Origin of the sequence: Pseudomonas sp. Irchel 3F3 (assembly GCF_900187545.1) — a bacterium.
GTDB classification, from domain to species: domain Bacteria; phylum Pseudomonadota; class Gammaproteobacteria; order Pseudomonadales; family Pseudomonadaceae; genus Aquipseudomonas; species Aquipseudomonas fortuita.
Genome location: NZ_FYDS01000014.1, coordinates 118,689 through 136,072 on the forward strand (window position 1 = coordinate 118,689; position 17,384 = coordinate 136,072).

Consider the following 17,384-nt stretch of genomic DNA (forward strand, 5'->3'; position numbering starts at 1 on the left):
GTGCTCATTTGTCATTATGGTTGGTTCAGTTTGCTTGCCTGAAACATAATGTTTCCCAGAGAATTCACGAATTTGGGCGTTGTGGGGAATGACCAGCACTGAAATCATGATTGGTTTTTTCCTGTCGTAGGCCAGTTCTGAGATGCGTGAGTGTGGTTTTTGCTATTTTAATAATCACTAAGGGATTCTAGGAATGATTATTGGTCCATCACATGTGGTTCGTTGGGAAAGGCTAAAAAAATTCTTTGATATAAATGATGTGTTCTACGGGCATGGAAGTCTGCCGATATGGCATGACAAAGTTAAGCAGTTTTCACAGTCTGCACACCCGTTTATTATGGTTGGTGACTTTAGATTTGGTAACGCATATCTTGTGACAAACAATCCTAAAGATATGTGCTCAATAAAAAAAGAGTTCTTCAACGTCCAGACTGATAAGCGCGCGTTTGATGTGTCTGTTGATAGTTTGGATAGGCTCAATCGGCACGATATTAGATTGGTTTTCTGGTGCTTGTTTATCAGAGAGTATAAAAATAGGAGTAGTGGTAAGTACACAGTCAACGGTGATTACAAGCATCCTGTCTGGAATCTCGGATTTGTCGAAGAAAGGTTCAAGAACTCGATAAAGCTGTCCTCCTTGTTTGGGCAAGATTTGGACTTTCTCATAATAGATGGGAGTAATCACCCGTCTACCTATGGATATTATTTCTTAAAAATGCTATATCGCGGGAAAAGTCCAGTAGAAGCGTTTAATTGTACTCTTGAATTAAGGAAAACATTTTCTAAAATTTTTAAGATTTTTGGAGGTGACCGGTTTGTAGTGTCTGGCACTAATAATTCTTTTAAGTTATTTAGAAACTATATGAATTGGGGTGTTTTTGAATCTCGTCAACTGAGCGGGATGGAACTGCGCCCGGCTGAGGAAGCTATCTTCTCCTCACACAAATACTGCGACAATCTTCTATATTTTGCTGGTGAGGAAAACGCCAAAATAGATAGCGATCAGTTGTCGCACTTTGACAACTCACCTTATCGAAGAAAACTGCTTGTGGTAAAAAAAACTAATAAGACTTATTTTTACGAGTCATTTTCGAAGTGCAAGCCAACTCTTAAGTACGTGCTAGCTCATGATGCTGAAGACGAAGAAGTTGCTGGTGATATGTATAATTTAGTAGGTATGTCACAGGTTATATATGTTGCGCTTTCTCTTATGTTTAAAGAGGGTCTTATGGCGGATAACCCTTATTGTGTAATGAAAAAACTTGTTTCGAGATTTTGATGTTGGCAAGGGGAAGTCGCTGTTTATCTTTCGCGCCGTTACACATAGTCATGCCACGGGCTGCGAGCGGTGCCGGGAAATTTTATTACTGGTTTTAACAAGATTAGGTGCCTAGACTGCTCGCTTTCATAAGGCGAGAGCCTTTGCCTAGTTGGTGATAGGCGGTTGCGGATGAGAGCGAGAGTTTTCCGTGAGTTTCGCTGAAGCAATGCCTCACCGGTGAGCCGGTGAGGCTTGTGACGCCTACGTGTGAAAAAGTGCTGAAATGAGCAAGGCGCTGCGTTAACTAAGGCCTTCGTGGCATTGTGCAAGCGCTGGTTGAGCTCGAAAGGTATTGAGGGAGGAGATGTTAGCTAAGGAATAGATATCGTTTTCCATGCACCACTCTTTCCAATTCGTAACTTCCGACCAGTCGCTCATAAAGACGAAGTCAATGCTCGCTTCGCGAGCAGCTTTATAGTCATACTTGCTATCGCCTATAAACAACGCAGGGGATGTGATGTTCCCGCTACCCTGTTCGCGCGCGAGAATATCCTCCTTGATGTCGGGGCTTCCAAATATGCCACCATCGAATAGCGTATCGAGATTGCGGTGTGCGAAAATTTCGCGAAGCTCGGCCTGGTCGCCGCCTGACACGATCAACCAGCGGGTATTCGGAGTTTTATCTCGAAGCTCCCGGAGACCATCGGCTACTGCGCAACTGAGTAGACCGTTTCTAACATGCTTTGCATAACAGTCAAGAAGCTGCTCTAACGTCACGCCCTCAACTTGCACGGGAGCGATGTTCTCTAAAAAATAAGAAAACTTTTTATAACGAGAAACGCCGCCATTCGCAACGTGATAATCAGCCAGAGCCTGAGCGGCTGTAGCGCCATAGGGAAGAGCCGCCTCATAGAAGGCCTGAGTCTTCACTTTGTTAGAGTCAAGCAGAACGCCGTCGCAGTCGAATACCAGCGTGGAATAAGAGGCTGGGTGCAGGGGGGTATTTTTCATAAGGTAACCAAACCCTTTTCCAGCAGGCATTCTGCGATGGTGAAGTCTTCCGGCCAGTCAATGTCATGGCTGATCAGTTTGCCCAGTGGATGAAGGTAGGGTTTACGACCAATTCGGTCATCTAGCTCCCTGTAAATACTTGCATGAGCAAGGAATACACCACTGTTTACTTCATGTACGGGGGTGAGGGTTTGCGTTCTCGGCCATTTCTCTACGTTTCTGTCATAGTTCATGGCTTCGCCATTTTGCCAGAGGAAGCCGTGCAGCAAATTTGTGGTCATCAAGGAGTCGTACCCGGTCAGTACTTTCTCATTGTGAAGCTTTACGATTTCGTTGTAATGACTGGCGCTGAGGAAGGGCGAGGTAACGTGGGTCCACAAGATATTACCTTCGCCGATCAACTCAAGCGCATGCGCCACCAACTGGTCAGTGCTGGTCTGGCTGGAAGACAGCTCTTCTCGTCGCTTGTGGAGTGTGATTTTATTACTTTGAAGCGATGAGGCGTAGTCAAGGATGCTTTCGTCGTTGGTGCTCAGCACGATGGCATCAACAGCCTCAGCTTCAAGCAGTTGCTTCAACTTGATTTCAATCAAGCCGAATGCGTGGCCGCCAAATGGTTTTATATTTTTATTCGGAATGCGTTCGCTGCCTTTTCGGCAGGGCAGAAAACACGTCGTTTTTTCATATTTCATTTCAGTGGCCCATAAATGCTTTGGCAGCTAATGTCATATCGAGTTGGCGTCAGGCAGAGCAGCGGCGTGCTGGACGGGGTGTCTTGATACTGCCTCAAAAGCTTGTTGGTATCAGCATTTCGCGGGTCTTCGCCAGGATACCCATCGAAGCCAGCCATGAGAATGCGTTTAGCTTTGCCAGAGCTGGCGGCAGCCATGGCGTACGCTACCACTAGCGAGGTGGGGATAGTGCAATGGGTGTCCTCGAACGTGAAATTATCGGGCTGAACATTCAGGCCGAAATCAAGAACGTTTTTATTGGCGAGCGCACCCTGCACATCCATCGGTAGCATGGAGTAGGGCGTAATCAAAGGCTGAGGCAGCTCGATATGTGCCTCGCAATCGGCCAGAAGGCGGACGGGATGGCAAGCGACCCTGACGTCAATCAATTCAGCGGCAATTGAGCTCTGCGTGTTCAGCGCCATCACAACCGGTTTATGCTGGCGAATGAAGTGTTCCAACGCTTGCCGGTGCGCCGCTACGCCAGGGCCCGTACCTAGAAGCAATACATCTTGGCCGGCGAAAAGATCCTGCGGTGCCCACTGACCTGTGGGCGCGCCACGGTAAAAGTGTCGGGCGGCATCAAGTGTATGCACGCTGAACTTCTTACCGCCTTCATTGCGAAGGTATTCAATGACCGCAAGAATATCTTCTTCGCCGAAGCGGGAGTCACCCAGCATTTCTTGAATGTAGGTTGGGTGGATACCGTATTTGCCAGCGAGGTAATAATAGGGGTTGGTCCCCCAGCCATACTTAACTTGCATGGGTTTGAAGTGCTCACGAAGAAGCGTCATCAAAGGTATCAGATTCGCGGGTTTCCCACTGCGTGCAGCAATCTCGATAGCCAGCTCCTCGGTACGGGCGTTGCCGGGCCCTCGGCCCATGCCCGTGACTGTAGAGTCGACCCAGGTAACGCCTTCATCCATCGCGCGCAAGGTATTGGAAAGCGCCAAGCCGAGATTGTCATGGGTGTGGATCCCCAAGGCCCCCTGCCACTCACTACGCAGCCACTGGATGATCTGTGCCGCTTCATCAGGGGACATGCTCCCCATGCTGTCAGCAAAATACAGCACATCCAGCGGGTAGTTGTTTGCAAGTTTAGCCAGCGCTTTGATTTCGCTTTCTGAGCAGTTCGCGATCTGCATCAGGTTAAAGCCTACATCGTAGCCCTGTTCCTTAAGCCAGCTCGCCGCTGGGAGTGCTTCTGCAAACTCATGAACGTGGCAAGCAATACGCACCAGGTCAACCGGCGATTCACTCGCCGGGCTGGGGAACAGTAGCTGCAGTGCTTGCTGCCCCGCGTTTTTTCCGACCAGTTCACTGCCGTTAACCATCACGCCAATCGTCATGGAGGGGGGCAGATCCAGGGTGCTCAGGAAGGCATCAGTGGTATAAGCGCAGGCGCCGCTAAAACTGCTGTTTTTTAACGAACGAAGGCCCAGTTCAATCGTTTGAATGCCAGCCGCTTGCATGGCGGTTATGTACTGTGCAATCAGCGCTTCGGAGAAGTTCCAGTTATTGTAATAACCACCATCTCGAAGTGTGCAGTCCAGATGCTTCATGTCAATGTGTCCCTGTATTGATGGGTGATTGTATTGGCGCTTCAGGAAGGATCAGCCAAGTAGATATGACCATGAATCTCACTGGATGCCAATTTTCTGGGGGCGCAATATTCTGGTTCTGGCGGCAATGACAAGCCCCCGTAGGGGCCGGTCAGATAGTCCAGGCTTAATGCGGGATGGTAGTAGGGATCCCTGTAGCTGACGGACCATCGTTCTGTAAACAACTGCTGCTCTCGCTGGGCGCGTGCCATTTTCTCTGGCGAGATATCTTTCCCTCGGCTGGCGGATTCGGCATGGATCAATTGCGCGAAGGCGGTCCATAGATTGCGCAGGCCAAGTTCATGAATGCGCAAGCATAAATCGACATCGTTGAACGCCACAGGAAACGCTCGTTCATCCAATCCCTGAATCGAGTCGAACAACGACTTGCGGAGCAGCAGGCATGCCGCCGTAACCGCGCTCTGCCGCCTGGTAACCTGGTTCATCCCCAGGTACCCGGCATCTCGTTGCTCCAAGGTGTTGCCGGCATGGGCAGCGAGGCCATTGACGCCAACAACTACGCCACCATGCTGGACCATCCTGTTGGGCCACAGCAACTTGGCACCCACTGCGCCGATTCCGGGGCGCAGTGCCTGCGAAACCATTTCTTTCAGCCAGCCGCTTTCGATGATTTCGATATCGTTGTTGACCAGGCCGATCAGCTCTCCCGTGGCAACGCTCGCCGCGCGATTGTTGATCGTGGAGTAGTTGAAGGGGTGTGGGTGCGCAAGAATCTTAACGCCGCGCTGAATGAGTTCGGCGAGGTAGGCCAATGTCTGCGCGTCAGTCGACTGGTTGTCGACAACAATGATCTCCAGGTCTGGATAATCCGTGTTGTTCAACAGGCCTTCGATACAGGCGTGCAGCAGCTTGTACTGGTCACGTGTGGGTACGATCAGGCTGACACGTGGCAGTTGCTCAGGGAGCGGCCAGTGAGCCCTGAGCAGAGCAGGGTAGTCTGGTACGGCGCTGACCTGCGCGCCTGGTGCGAGGCTTTGGCATAACCACGTCACGGCGTCCTTGCGTTGCTTTGAGGGCGCAGCTTGCTCCGGGCTTGTACAGGCATCGCTAGAGCGATGGTAGAGAACCCGAGGCAGGTGTGTTACAGATCGGCCGTTTAGCTCCGTAGCTAGTGCTATACCGGCGATTAGATCGTGGCGGTTAATGGCAGACTGCTTTTGGCCTGCGTTGAGCAGAACCAAAGCCTCTTTGACAATGGCGGCAGAGAAAATTGCGCCAGCAGAGAAAATGTCTGCGCCAATGAACAGGTCAATGTCCCAAACCGGCTTGAACCATGGCTGGCTACGTTGGCCTTGCGGTCCGTCGCGGTCACAGTCGGCATAGGCCCAAGCGCAACCATCCTCCAGCAAATTGCAAAGCTGTGCGATGGCTCGGGGCGCCAGTCTGTCACCTGCAGCGATCTGGATAATGCTGTCGCAGCCGGCTGCCAGCAGTTGTTCAACGGCGGGGAGGAGGTCGGCCGGGGCAGCCTTCGCCAGCTGATGGACACTTTCAGCGTCATCGCCCAGGCTATCGAGGCTGATTTGTTCCAGGGCGGCGTCACCTTCACTGAGCAGCAACAGGCCGGGTGTGAACCTGGACGGGGTGGCAGCGATAGGCTCGCGCTTCTGGAAGGCGTCGTACCATCGTGGGTAGTGCTGCCATCCTGCGCTTTTTGGCAAGCGCGATGATTGCTCCTTCGCAACTTCTGCCACCAGTGCCTGCACTGCAGAATCGGGTTTCAGTTCAAGCTGATGCAACAGGCCATCCAGGCCCTCCGGGCGGCAGCGCAAACGAATCGGGCTTCCTGATAACGACTGTCCGAGGTCATTGGTCACTTCAATGACATGCAACTTGCCATCTGCCAGTTCCCACGGCAGGTCTATCGTGAAACCGTGATCACTTGTGGCGCGATACGCGAGTGCCTGGTGGTGGGTATTGCAAGTGACCTGGGCGATAACCCGGCTACCTTCGCGTAGCGTAACTTCCACATGGCGATGCGGCGCCTGTGGATCCCAAGACCAGCCGCCGACGCGCAGCCCACCCGTATGCCATACCTGTGAAGCTACTGCAGCAGTTTCTTGTGGAGGCTGGGAAGGGAGCTCAATCTCACCTTCGAGCTGGATGCCTGTATTAGCAATTTGAGCGGTTATTCGGTTGGCATTTGCCAGCAGACTCTGGCGCAGTTGCACGGTAAAGCCATGGAATTGATCGCCGTGCGGGGCATTGGGCTCATGTTGGTCTGCTCTGGCCAATGCGACACTGGCCCCATCAACGAACACCTCGATGACAGGCCGCTGATCTTGCTGCGTGATATCGATAGCCCACCCCTGCAGAACATCCCCGTACAGTCCGTTGATGCAGCCACGAAAAGAGGAGAGCGCTACAGGTTTCTGACCCGCCGGCCGCTCGTTGAGGACGTTCTGTGTCATCAGGCTTGGCTCAGTGAAAATGGTAATTGGGTTACACAGTTCGCCCTTGCTTCAGTGCCTAGGGAATGGCAACGCGTATACAACGGCAAATCGAACTCGCTGGCAAGTTCCGGGGCTTGCCATTTTTCGCCAGGAGAAGGGGCAAGACTGACCACTGCATCACATCCGGTCGCCTTGGCAATCTCCGGCAAGCTGAAACCGTTCACTTGGGGTAGTGCCTGAACCGCACCGGTTGCAGACAAGGTTTTAAGCCACGGTGTGTCTTGTTTGACCAGTAGCGTAAGCGGTAACCGCTCTCGAGTGATGCGTCTGCCAAGGCGAACCCAGGTCTGGATGATCTCTGGATCATCCAGGGCGTCGCCGATCAGCAGTATGTTGGGTTGGCTGGTTGCAGGCGTGGGCAGTTCGGCGCATGGTTGAATCACGAGGTTGGCTTGCGGGAACGCCTCGGTGAATGCGCTATGCCAGGACTGCCACGGTAAAACCACGCTTTCTGCCTGGTTGGCAAAGCGCTGCCAATCGTAGGTAGCGTCCAGGCCTTGCAGATGGCCGTCACGGTATACGATTGTGTAAGGAATGTTCAGCAGTGAAGGCAGATCGCAGAGCTTGGAGGGGCACTGGACCTGGTGTTCGAGCACGATGTCTTTCAGTGGCAGCGCGGCCAGGTTCTTGACCAGCTCGGAGAATTCTCCAGGCATCTCGTAGTCAAGCTCCAAAGGCAAGGGGGCAAGCGGGGCTTTCAGTGTGACCCAAGTGCGATGGCTGTCCCGGTGCCAGACAAGAGAGAGGATAGAATCAGCCCCTGTGCCGTCATGAATGTGCAGCGAATGACTTGCCTCCATCGGCCATTGCGAGGCTTTTCGTTCATCGCTTTGTTGTGCGAAGCGGGCCAGGCGGGCACGCTGTAGCGCGCCCCGGGCAGCCTTGATCGGGTCCCGCAGGCAGAACGCATTATAGCGTGCCGAAGCGTCTGGATAGCGGCGGCGCAAGATAGCGTTGTTCTGTGCTACGCGCAGTGTTTTTTCTGCCCCGAAAGAAATCCCGCCTTGATGTGCCACGAATACATTGGGCGCGCCCATATGGCGCCAGCCAAAGCTGCGCGCACGCAGGCACCAGTCGGTTTCTTCGCCATAACCTCTGGCCAGGTGAACTTCATCCAGGTAGCCGACCTGGTTGAGCGCTGCACGCTTTATATACAGACAGAAGCCGCAGCCAGTCTCGATCTCGACGGGAGAGATGTTGGCATGTTTGGCCAGTTCATCCAGCGCTGCCTGCTCACGAGCATTGGGCATGGCATGGCTGACTTGACTCTGTGGGAAACTCATCAGCTCGCCATTGTTTGTGAATGGCGTGACAGAGGCGATATCTGCGCTACTGAGAGCGATGTTGCGCAAGCGGTCGAGCCAGTTGCCCTGTACCCGTGTGTCGGCATTCAGCCATACCACATCCCTGCCAGGGCTCAGTGCCATCGCACGGTTCATGGTACGGATGAAACCCAGGTTCACAGCGTTGTTCACCAGCGTGATTTTGCCTTTACCGGCCAGCATTTTCAGCGCTTTCGCCAGAGCCGGCACGGGGGTGGCGTCTTCGATCACGACCAGGCGATGAGGCGTGCGGTTAAGTTTGCGAGCTTCGAGGGCGCTGTTGATGCATTCAAGTGTTTCGTGCAGCCCATTATAAACCGGTATCAGTACATCTACGTGCTGCTGCACACCCAGGCTGGGGTGTTCTGGAGGCGGCACAAATGACGGCGCCGCAAACACAGGGCTGCCCAGTAGCGGTGTATTGTCCGCAAAGCGGATATGCACAGCGGCGGTGGGATTTGGCACGCGTATGCGCAAGCCGCCATGGGTGGTCGGCAGGCCGGCAGCGCTAAGTAATGGGTGGGGTATATTGGCTACGGCGTCTACCTTGGCGCTGCCAGCCTCAATCTTTAATGAGACCGGAGCGTGCGGGTTGCCAAGATCAATGGCCCAGCCCTGCACTTCGCGCTGCTGCTCCAGGTAATGCACCACACCTACTGTGCCAGCGGCGCCAGTTTGCGCTGTGAGTAACTTGAGTACCTGCGCCAGTTCCTTGGGCGAATTGATCTCAGGCAAATGGGCAAGAATCATGCTGCGTAGCTTGGCCGGTGTTTCAGACTGGCTGCGTGCTTGCCATAGCAGCATGCGAAGCGTGGCGTCCCCGGGGAGTTTCTGCCATGCCATGGTGAGATAGCGAGTGGCGAGTTCCGCGTGCCCTTGTGCCAGCAGGGCGCGGCCTGCCAGTGCCTTAACATCGGCGCGTTCTGGTAGCAGCTGTGCAGCGGTTACAAGAAATAAAAAGGCCAGCTTCGGGTTACGCGGCAGAGCCGCAATCCCTTTCCATATCAACGCTTCCGGCCGGTGCTCAGCGATTTGCATGGCCCGCTCCAGTACGCTGGCGGCAAGTTCATGTTCACCGGCATTGCGGTGGCGATGGAAAATGTCCATGAGCGTTTCTCGCCCATGATCGAGGTGTATGGACATAAGCTTTGGCTTGGCTACACAAATAAAAAAGAGGGGCGACCCGAAAGTCGCCCCTTTGGCATATGCCCAGCCCGAAGGCCGGACATATGCAACGTCAAAGCAGGGCTAGTTAAACTTGGCCGTGCAGTACAACGACGTTGTCGATGTGGTCGATGGCTTCGGCCGAACCAACGATGCCCAGGGCCACGTCAGCGTGCGAAACGCCAGCAGCCAGTGCTTCGGTCCAGGCAGCCTTGCCAGCTTCGTCAGCGGTACGGCCCAGTGCGGACTGGTACAGAGCGTCGACGAAGTCGCTGTTGGCTTTGTCGGAAGCTTCCGACGAACCAACGATGGCTTGGGCAACTTCTGCGCGGCTTGCGCCGTTGAACAGAGCGTCGACCCAGTTGTTCAGGCCAGCTTCTTCCGCGTCGCGGCCCAGTACGTTCACGTACAGGTCGTTAACGAAGGTAGCGTTCGAAGCGTCCAGTTCCTGAGCTTCAGCCGATACTGCGATAGCAGCAGCGATGTCAGCCAGGGAGCCGCCGTTGGCCAGAACTTCTTGCCATACAGCCGAACCGCCTTCTTCCGCGTCACGACCCAGCAGAGCTTTGTACAGCTCGTTGATGTCAGCAGCGTTGTTGGCACCGCCGAACTCGTCAGAGTTCAGGAAGGTGTTGGCGATGTCGTTCAGCGAAGTGCCAGCGTTGACAGCTTCAACGAAGGCTTTAGCGCCGTCGAGGTCAGCGTCGCGACCCAGGATGCCTTGGTACAGGCGCAGGGCAGCAGCTTCGTCGTCGCTGTGAGCCAGGGCCACAGTGTCGCCGTTGGCGAACGACAGGAACTCAGCGTTGCTGATTGCAGCAGTCTGGTTGCCGGTCAGGTTCACGGTGAAGTTGTTGCCGACTGCGAAGTCGTAGTCTTCAGCCGAGCCGTCCAGCTGGACAACGTCGTAGCCTGCACCGGTGTTGACGATGTCAGCGTGGTTGCTGCCGCTCAGGATGACAGTGTCATTGCCCGAACCGGTGGTCACGTTGTTGTTGCCAGCGCCAGCGATAACGACGTTGTCGCCGTTGCCAGTAACGATGGTGTCGTTGCCGTCGCCAGCGTCGATCAGGGTGTTCTGGTCGCCTTTGACGGTGATCACGTCATCACCGTTGCCGGTGGTAACTACCAGGTCGATAGCCGAGGTGTCGACTGCCAGGGCAGCGAACAGTTGTACGTCGGCAGCGCCAGCAGCAGCTTGACCTTCCAGGTTCACAACCAGGTTGGCATCGCTCTGCAGGTGATAAACGCTAGCGCCAGCGGCTTCAGCAGCGGCCAGGTCAACAACGACTGTGTCGCCTTTAACGCCAGCAACGGTGCCGTGAACGGCGCTTGCGGTGCCGGATTGTGGCAGCTGAACGGTGGTGCCGGTGATGCCAGCAACGTCAACGGTGTCTACGTTATCCAGGTTCAGCAGGCTGTTAATAGCTGCGATAGTGGAGTCGGAGAGGTTGGCGCTGTCGGCGGTCAGGGTTGCCAGCAGATCGCTGCTCGATACGGGATTATCGTATTGCATTGTGTATTCCTGTTACTTCAGGCCATTTGGCCCGCTGCAATAGTGTTCTGCTTACTTGCAGAGTTTTCCCACGGAGACTTAAGGCGGGCAGCGTTCATCTTCGTAACGGGGGTAAGGGCGATATGCAGCGCCACCAACGGCTCGTTGCCGGTGGGGCCATGCATCATCTGATTGGCGACCAAGCGTTGTGGCTCGGCATTGCCGAACACAACCAGGCCTGTAAGTTCGTAATGTTTGCGCAATGGGCCCACCAGGCTGAAGCCGACGCACAGCAGGGGCAGGCCCTGTGCGCGGGCGCCGATAACGGTGCCAGTGGAGACATTGCGGCAGGGGCCAGAGCCGGCCACCATGCAGGTATAGAGCAGATCTACGCCGACCGGTTTTTCTGCCCAGTCGACGGCGAAGGATTCGATGAAGTCGTCAGTGCCTGGAGCGCCGACCCAGCCCTCACTCGATGCCACCTCACCCGCGTTCTTCAGGTGGGCTGTAAGCATGATGGGGAGTGGCTTAGTGGTCGCAGCAATAGTCTGTGCTGGCTCGGCGGTGGCGACCACCGCATAGGTGCGCATTATGGCAGGCGAAGTGTCGATACGGTCGATGCGAAGGTCGATGGGGTCGATCACTTCGTCAAACATGTGGTACTCGGTGATCAAGACAGTGGTAACGCCACCTTTGACCCGCGCCACAATGGTGTCGCCCAGCTTGGTCAGCATGTTTTTGCTGACGCCCTCGGCAGGGAAGAAGTCGATAGAACCTTTACCTAGCGGTGCTTGCTGCAGGGCAATGCACACCGGCTTGTCGGCAGGGGGTTGCGAGGCGTAGCGGAAGATATACATGCCCGGCTCGAGCAGCGTAACCCGAGAGCTGATTTTCAGGCCGTCAAGGGTCTGCGAAGGCATAGACATGGCGTTGTTAAGCTCCTTTTAAGCAAAAACACTGGTAGCTAACTTGCTCAAACCCGTGCGTGCACCAAACGGCCAGTGATGGCTCCCTGCGAGTGGCGAAGATGCCGTCCGAGGGGAGCGTTGTCAACCAAAGATTCTAAAAAAAATTTCATATCCGCTGGGAACTTAGCGCTAACGCTCGCGATCCTCATGGCTTGCTTTCAATGCCAGGCGGTCACGCAAACACTACGAAGCAACGTCAGAAAATGAAGGAAAATCATCGAACTGCGAGGGTTGGCGCGTAAAGTGCTCCCATGTTGAGTTTTTTTTGACATTGGTTCAACGGTTTTCTCTTCCGAGGATCGCCGTTTGTCGTCTCGTCTTGAGGCGGGCGGTTTCGGATACGTATCAGCACGATTGCTTATCGAAATTTCATGATTCGTGTGGTTCGTCGCGTGACAAGCTGGTTTCCGGACAATCTGACACGCAGTTGCCCCGATGTGGATGTTACACTGCCCGCCGCTTTCGCCTACCTCAGTATGGATACCATGAGTTCACAATCCGAAAATAATCTGCAAGCTGCTCTCAAGGCTTGTAAAAGCAGCTTCCTTTCGGTCGGTTTCTTCAGCTTCTGCGTCAACACGCTGATGCTGGTGCCTACTTTTTATATGATTCAGGTATCGGGGCGGGTCGTGCCGTCCAGTAGCACGTCGACGTTGTTGATGCTGACGCTGATCCTGACCGTTCTGTTGTTGACTCTCGGTTCGCTGGAGTGGGTGCGCTCAAGAATCATGGTGCGCATCAGCAACCGGCTAGACGTACTTCTAAGCCGCGACGTGTACCGCGCAAGCTTCAAGCGAGCCCTTCAGAGCGGCGGCGGGGATGCAACTGCACAGTCTTTGAACGACCTCACCTCATTGCGCCAATTTTTCACTGGCGCGGGCGTCTTTGCATTTTTTGATGCCCCGTGGTTTCCCATTTACACCGTCATAATGTTCCTGTTCCATCCGTGGTTTGGATGGATGACATTAGCTTGCGGCACTGTCTTGAGTATCCTGGCGGTCGTCAACCATCGTGTGACGGGTAAGGCTCTGGCTTCTGCGAACAAAGAGAACGTCGCTTCGAACGTTATAACCACCAAGACTTTGCGCAATGCGGAAGTCATCGAGTCGATGGGAATGCTGGAAACCCTCATGAACCGCTGGGCTAAGCGTCAGCGGAACGTGATGATGCTCCAGTCGCAGGCAAGTGATAAAGGGGGGGTGGTCAGCTCCGTATCGAAAATGTTCCGCGTTTGGTCTCAGTCTCTGATGCTGGCGTTAGGTGCCTATCTCGTCATCACGCACCAAATCAACCCAGGATTGCTCATGGCTGGCTCCCTTTTGCTTGGTCGGGCGCTGTCACCGATTGATCAGATGATCGGTAGCTGGAAAGGCTTCGTTGCTGCCAAGGTGCAGTACGACCGTTTAAACAAGGTTATGAACGATTTGAAGGCAGAGCCAGAAAGGATGCCGCTGCCTGCACCAGAAGGTCATATTCAAGTCGAAAACATCATAGTCACTCCCCCTGGGGCAAAAGCACCGGTTCTAAGGAGTGTTAGTTTCGTGGCGCCTGCTGGCTCGATCGTCGGCATTGTGGGGCCTAGTGCAGCCGGCAAGTCTACGCTTGTGCGCGCACTGATGGGCATTTGGCCTCCGCAACATGGTGTTGTGCGCCTTGATGGAGCAGATATTGCCAGTTGGGACAAGCAAGCCCTCGGCCCTCACGTAGGTTATCTACCGCAGGACATCGAGCTATTTGAAGGTAGTATCAGCGAAAACATCGCCCGCTTCGATAATATTGATCCTGAGAAGGTAATCGAAGCTGCACAGATGGCTGGTGTTCACGAAATGATCCTCATGCTGCCGGACGGCTATGACACGGTCATTGGCAGCGCGGGTGTGAATTTGTCCGGCGGACAGCGTCAGCGCATTGGTCTTGCGCGCGCCGTTTATGGCCGTCCTCGCTTGGTCGTACTTGACGAACCGAACTCGAACCTTGACGACGTGGGTGAGCGCGCCTTGGGGATGGCCCTGCAAAAGCTTAAGGAAACTGGTGCAACTGTTTTCATTGTTTCCCACCGTCCAAATATTTTGACGCGGCTAGATCGAATTTTGGTAATGGCCGGCGGCACTGTTTCGCTGTACGGCGAACGTGATCGTGTTATTGCCGAGCTTGCGGCACAACAGGCCAAGGCCCAGCAGAGGGTTGCTGCAGCTGCTGCAACCAATTCCACCCCTCCTGTGGGCCCGGCTGCTGCGCCTGCAGTTGCCAACGGCGCTGGCGTTTGAAAGGATTTCTAGATGAGCAGCAAGGCTATCACCACGTTCGACCATAATTTCGATGACATGCCAACTTCTGATCGGGGAATTCGCCGTTTCGGATTGACAGTAGTCTTTATTACTTTCGGTGTTTTCGGTACCTGGGCCGCATTTGCACCGTTGAGTAGCGCAGTGCATGGTACTGGGGTGGTTACTGTGCAGAACTACCGTAAAACCGTGCAGCACCTGGAAGGTGGCATCGTCAAAGAGCTCCATGCCCGTGATGGAGACCTAGTGAAGAAGGGTGACCCGCTGATTGTGCTCGATGAGTCGCAGCTCAGTGCCGAGTACGAGTCTACCCGCAACCAGCTGATCGTTGCGCGTTATAAAGAAGCGCGTCTGCGTGCCGAGCGTGACGGCCTGCCGTCGATCCCGCCAGTCACGATGGAGGGTACAGATTCGGACCGAGCACAAGAAGCATTGGCCGGCGAGGAGCAGGTATTCAAGGCTCGCCACGATTCGTTGCAGGGTGAAATTTCGGTCAACCGCGAGCGCATCCAGCAAATGAAGCAGCAGATTGCAGGTCTAAACGACATGATCCGCACCAAGGCAGGGCTAAATAAGTCCTACTCAGGTGAAATCAAGCAGCTGAAGGAGTTGTTGGCGGAGGGATTCGTCGATAACCAGCGTTTGCTTGAGCAAGAGCGCAAGCTGGACATGCTCAAGACGGATATAGCTGATCATGAATCCAATATAACGAAGACCAAGTTGCAGATCGGTGAGACCGAGCTTCAAATCGTGCAGTTGAAGAAAAAATTCGATGCCGATGTAGCCAAGGAACTGTCCGATGTTCAGGCCCAAGTTTTTGACCTGCAGGAAAAGGAGGCGGCCCTGCGTGACAGACTATCCCGGGTGGTAATTCGCGCCCCTGAAAGCGGCATGGTGCTGGACATGAAAGTGCACACCATTGGTGGTGTAGTCAGCGCCGCCACTCCGCTACTGGACATCGTGCCTGCCCAGTCGGAGCTTGTGGTTGAGGCCAAAGTGGACACGCGAGACATTGACCGGCTTGAGCTGGGCAAGACTGCGGACGTTCGCTTCTCCGCGTTCAACCAGGCCACCACCCCGGTCATCGAAGGCAAGTTGACCCGCATTTCGGCTGACAGCCTGGTCGATGAGCGTTCCGGCGACCAGTACTACCTGGTCCGCGTCAAGGTCACTGAAGACGGCATGAAAAAACTGGCCAACCGCAAGCTGCAACCCGGCATGCCAGCTGAAGTCCTCATCAACGCAGGCGACCGCACCATGCTGCAGTACCTGTTGAAACCGGCGCGCAACCTGTTCGCTGAATCGCTGATCGAGGAATGATTGTGCTGCGTTTGCTACCTGGAGTGATGATGTGCATGGTCGCCTGGCAGGCGGTGGCCGTGGAAGGGCAGGGGGCTGCAGGCGAGCAGCCAAGAGGGGTTTCGGCATCCACCTACGCATTGGACCTGGCGGGGCTGTACCGTGAGGCGCGCCTGGAGGACCCGCGGGTCCTCGCCGCCTACGCGCGTGCGCGTTCTGCCAGCGAGCAGCAGCGGGCAGCGCTCGGTAGCTTGCTGCCACAGGTGTCGGCCAACGCCAACTCAAGCCGCATCCTGCGCGAAAACGAGATTAGTCGCGATCTTTACAATACTGAAACTTACTCGCTCAGCCTTACCCAGTACCTGTACAACAAGCCGGCGTGGGAGCGTTACCAGAAATCCAAAAGCGTGAAAGATCAGAAGGGTCATGAGGCTGAAGATGCGCTTGCAGAAGCTACCGTCGACTTGGCGAAGCGCTACTTTGTAGCGCTTGCCGCCGACGATGAGCTGGAATTGGTGCAGGCGGAGCGCCGCGCAACCCAGAAAAACCTCGACCGCGTCAGCAGCATGTTCGATCGGCAAATGGCTAAGATCACCGACAAGCTCGATATGCAGGCTCGGGTGGACTTTTTGCTTGCGCAAGAAGTCGAAGCGCGTAATCAGGTGCAAGTAAGTCGCGAAGCGTTGGCCGAAATCGTCGGCCGGCCGATTACCGAGCCACTCAGCCGAGTGCGCAACGATGTAGCATTGCAAGCTCCCACCCGGCCTTTGCAGAACTGGGTAACCCAAGCTATTGAAACCAACCCTTTGCTCAAGTCTTATCAAAGTGGGGCGGAGGCGGCCAATGCGGCGGTGCGTGAGGGTAAAGGTGAGCACTACCCGCAGCTGGGGTTGAGTTTGAGTGCGCAGCAGAACGACCAAGGCTACGACAACACCCAGACGCCGCGCAGTGAGAGCTATGTGGCCTCTATAGGGGTAAAAATCCCGATCTACAGCGGTGGTTCTACCTCCGCGCGGGTGCGTGGCCTCTACGATGACCAGCTGGCCGCCGAGGAACAGCTGGAAGGCGTACGGCGTCAGGTGGTCAAGGAAACCACCACCGCCTATCTGACTGCGCAGGCTGCGGTCGAGAAGATTCGCGCTAACCGCAATGCGCTGTCATCGGCGCAGCAGTCCAGCGTTGCGGCCCAGAAGGCATTCACCTTCGGTGTGGTCAATGCCGTGGATGTGCTCACTGCCGTGCAGAACGAATTCAAGGCGCGCCGCGATCTGTTGAAGACGCAGTACGACTTCATCACCAACCTGTTCCTGCTCAACCGTTGGGCGGGGGAGCTGAATCAGGAAAGTGTGGATAACGTCAATGTGTGGCTGAGCCCGGTGCCGGAAACCAGCTTGCCGGGTGGCGATGTTCCGCGGGTGGACGCTCGCAGCTGATCGGGCTGCGGGCCTTCAACCGGGGTGTTGCAGCGTCTGCCCAATCGAGCGCCCCCCATTGCGCTCGATATCTTCCCCGCCTCCATAGCCAGGGGCGGGCAAGCAACAGTCGTCCGATTCGGAATATTCCTACACGTTTTGTTGTGGCGGCTTTGGGCCGTGGAACTTATGCTCCCCTCCATGGCGCCTACGCCATTCTGCGGCGCCTGACCGGCCCTGGGTCGTTCCAGGCGAGCTCATAGCTGCCAGCGTGTGTCGCGCCAGTACTTTGTAAGTCGAGTAGTGCGTACGACCTATGTATACTTCGGCATGGAACCGAAAATGCGTGGCTGGAACTGCC

11 protein-coding genes are annotated in these 17,384 nt (G+C 55.0%); 4 read left to right on the forward strand and 7 right to left on the reverse strand.

The window, feature by feature from the left end; genetic code table 11:
- Window positions 1-193 precede the first annotated feature (193 nt).
- The gene (locus CKW35_RS24970; protein ID WP_177434969.1) at window positions 194-1,279 is read left to right on the forward strand and encodes a hypothetical protein; all 1,086 of its coding nucleotides are present in this window, start codon (window positions 194-196) and stop codon (window positions 1,277-1,279) included.
- 282 nt (window positions 1,280-1,561) lie between these two features.
- Here the strand turns inward: CKW35_RS24970 and CKW35_RS24975 are convergent, their stop codons facing one another.
- The 7 genes from CKW35_RS24975 to CKW35_RS25005 all read right to left on the reverse strand — a co-directional run bounded on the left by CKW35_RS24975 (window position 1,562) and on the right by CKW35_RS25005 (window position 11,979).
- On the reverse strand, window positions 1,562-2,272 hold the full coding sequence (locus CKW35_RS24975; RefSeq protein ID WP_095117083.1) for an HAD family hydrolase: 711 nt from the start codon (window positions 2,270-2,272) through the stop codon (window positions 1,562-1,564).
- Complete coding sequence (locus CKW35_RS24980) at window positions 2,269-2,964, reverse strand: acylneuraminate cytidylyltransferase family protein (RefSeq protein WP_024717764.1); 696 nt, start codon at window positions 2,962-2,964, stop codon at window positions 2,269-2,271. Before CKW35_RS24980 ends, CKW35_RS24975 begins: the two co-directional genes overlap by 4 nt.
- Window positions 2,961-4,565 carry an aldolase catalytic domain-containing protein gene (locus CKW35_RS24985; RefSeq protein WP_095117085.1) on the reverse strand — a complete coding sequence of 535 codons (1,605 nt, stop codon included), beginning with the start codon at window positions 4,563-4,565 and terminating at the stop codon, window positions 2,961-2,963. The genes CKW35_RS24980 and CKW35_RS24985 overlap by 4 nt, the downstream gene beginning before the upstream one ends.
- Window positions 4,566-4,606: 41 nt before the next feature.
- Complete coding sequence (locus tag CKW35_RS24990; RefSeq protein ID WP_095117087.1) at window positions 4,607-7,036, reverse strand: glycosyltransferase; 2,430 nt, start codon at window positions 7,034-7,036, stop codon at window positions 4,607-4,609.
- On the reverse strand, window positions 7,036-9,507 hold the full coding sequence (locus CKW35_RS24995) for a glycosyltransferase family 2 protein (protein WP_095117089.1): 2,472 nt from the start codon (window positions 9,505-9,507) through the stop codon (window positions 7,036-7,038). Before CKW35_RS24995 ends, CKW35_RS24990 begins: the two co-directional genes overlap by 1 nt.
- A 145-nt stretch (window positions 9,508-9,652) precedes the next feature.
- Complete coding sequence (locus CKW35_RS25000) at window positions 9,653-11,080, reverse strand: DUF4214 domain-containing protein (RefSeq protein WP_016485386.1); 1,428 nt, start codon at window positions 11,078-11,080, stop codon at window positions 9,653-9,655.
- A gap of 17 nt (window positions 11,081-11,097) precedes the next feature.
- On the reverse strand, window positions 11,098-11,979 hold the full coding sequence (locus CKW35_RS25005) for a hypothetical protein (protein ID WP_016485387.1): 882 nt from the start codon (window positions 11,977-11,979) through the stop codon (window positions 11,098-11,100).
- Between the two features lie 533 nt (window positions 11,980-12,512).
- Here CKW35_RS25005 and CKW35_RS25010 point away from each other — a divergent pair.
- The 3 genes from CKW35_RS25010 to CKW35_RS25020 are packed head-to-tail and all read left to right on the forward strand — an operon-like array spanning window position 12,513 to window position 17,044.
- Window positions 12,513-14,294, forward strand: coding sequence for a type I secretion system permease/ATPase (locus CKW35_RS25010; RefSeq protein WP_024717762.1), 1,782 nt, complete (start codon window positions 12,513-12,515; stop codon window positions 14,292-14,294).
- Window positions 14,295-14,306: 12 nt separating this feature from the next.
- Window positions 14,307-15,632 carry an HlyD family type I secretion periplasmic adaptor subunit gene (locus CKW35_RS25015; protein WP_016485389.1) on the forward strand — a complete coding sequence of 442 codons (1,326 nt, stop codon included), beginning with the start codon at window positions 14,307-14,309 and terminating at the stop codon, window positions 15,630-15,632.
- The gene (locus CKW35_RS25020; protein ID WP_024717761.1) at window positions 15,629-17,044 is read left to right on the forward strand and encodes a TolC family outer membrane protein; all 1,416 of its coding nucleotides are present in this window, start codon (window positions 15,629-15,631) and stop codon (window positions 17,042-17,044) included. Before CKW35_RS25015 ends, CKW35_RS25020 begins: the two co-directional genes overlap by 4 nt.
- The last annotated feature ends 340 nt before the right edge of the window (window positions 17,045-17,384 follow it).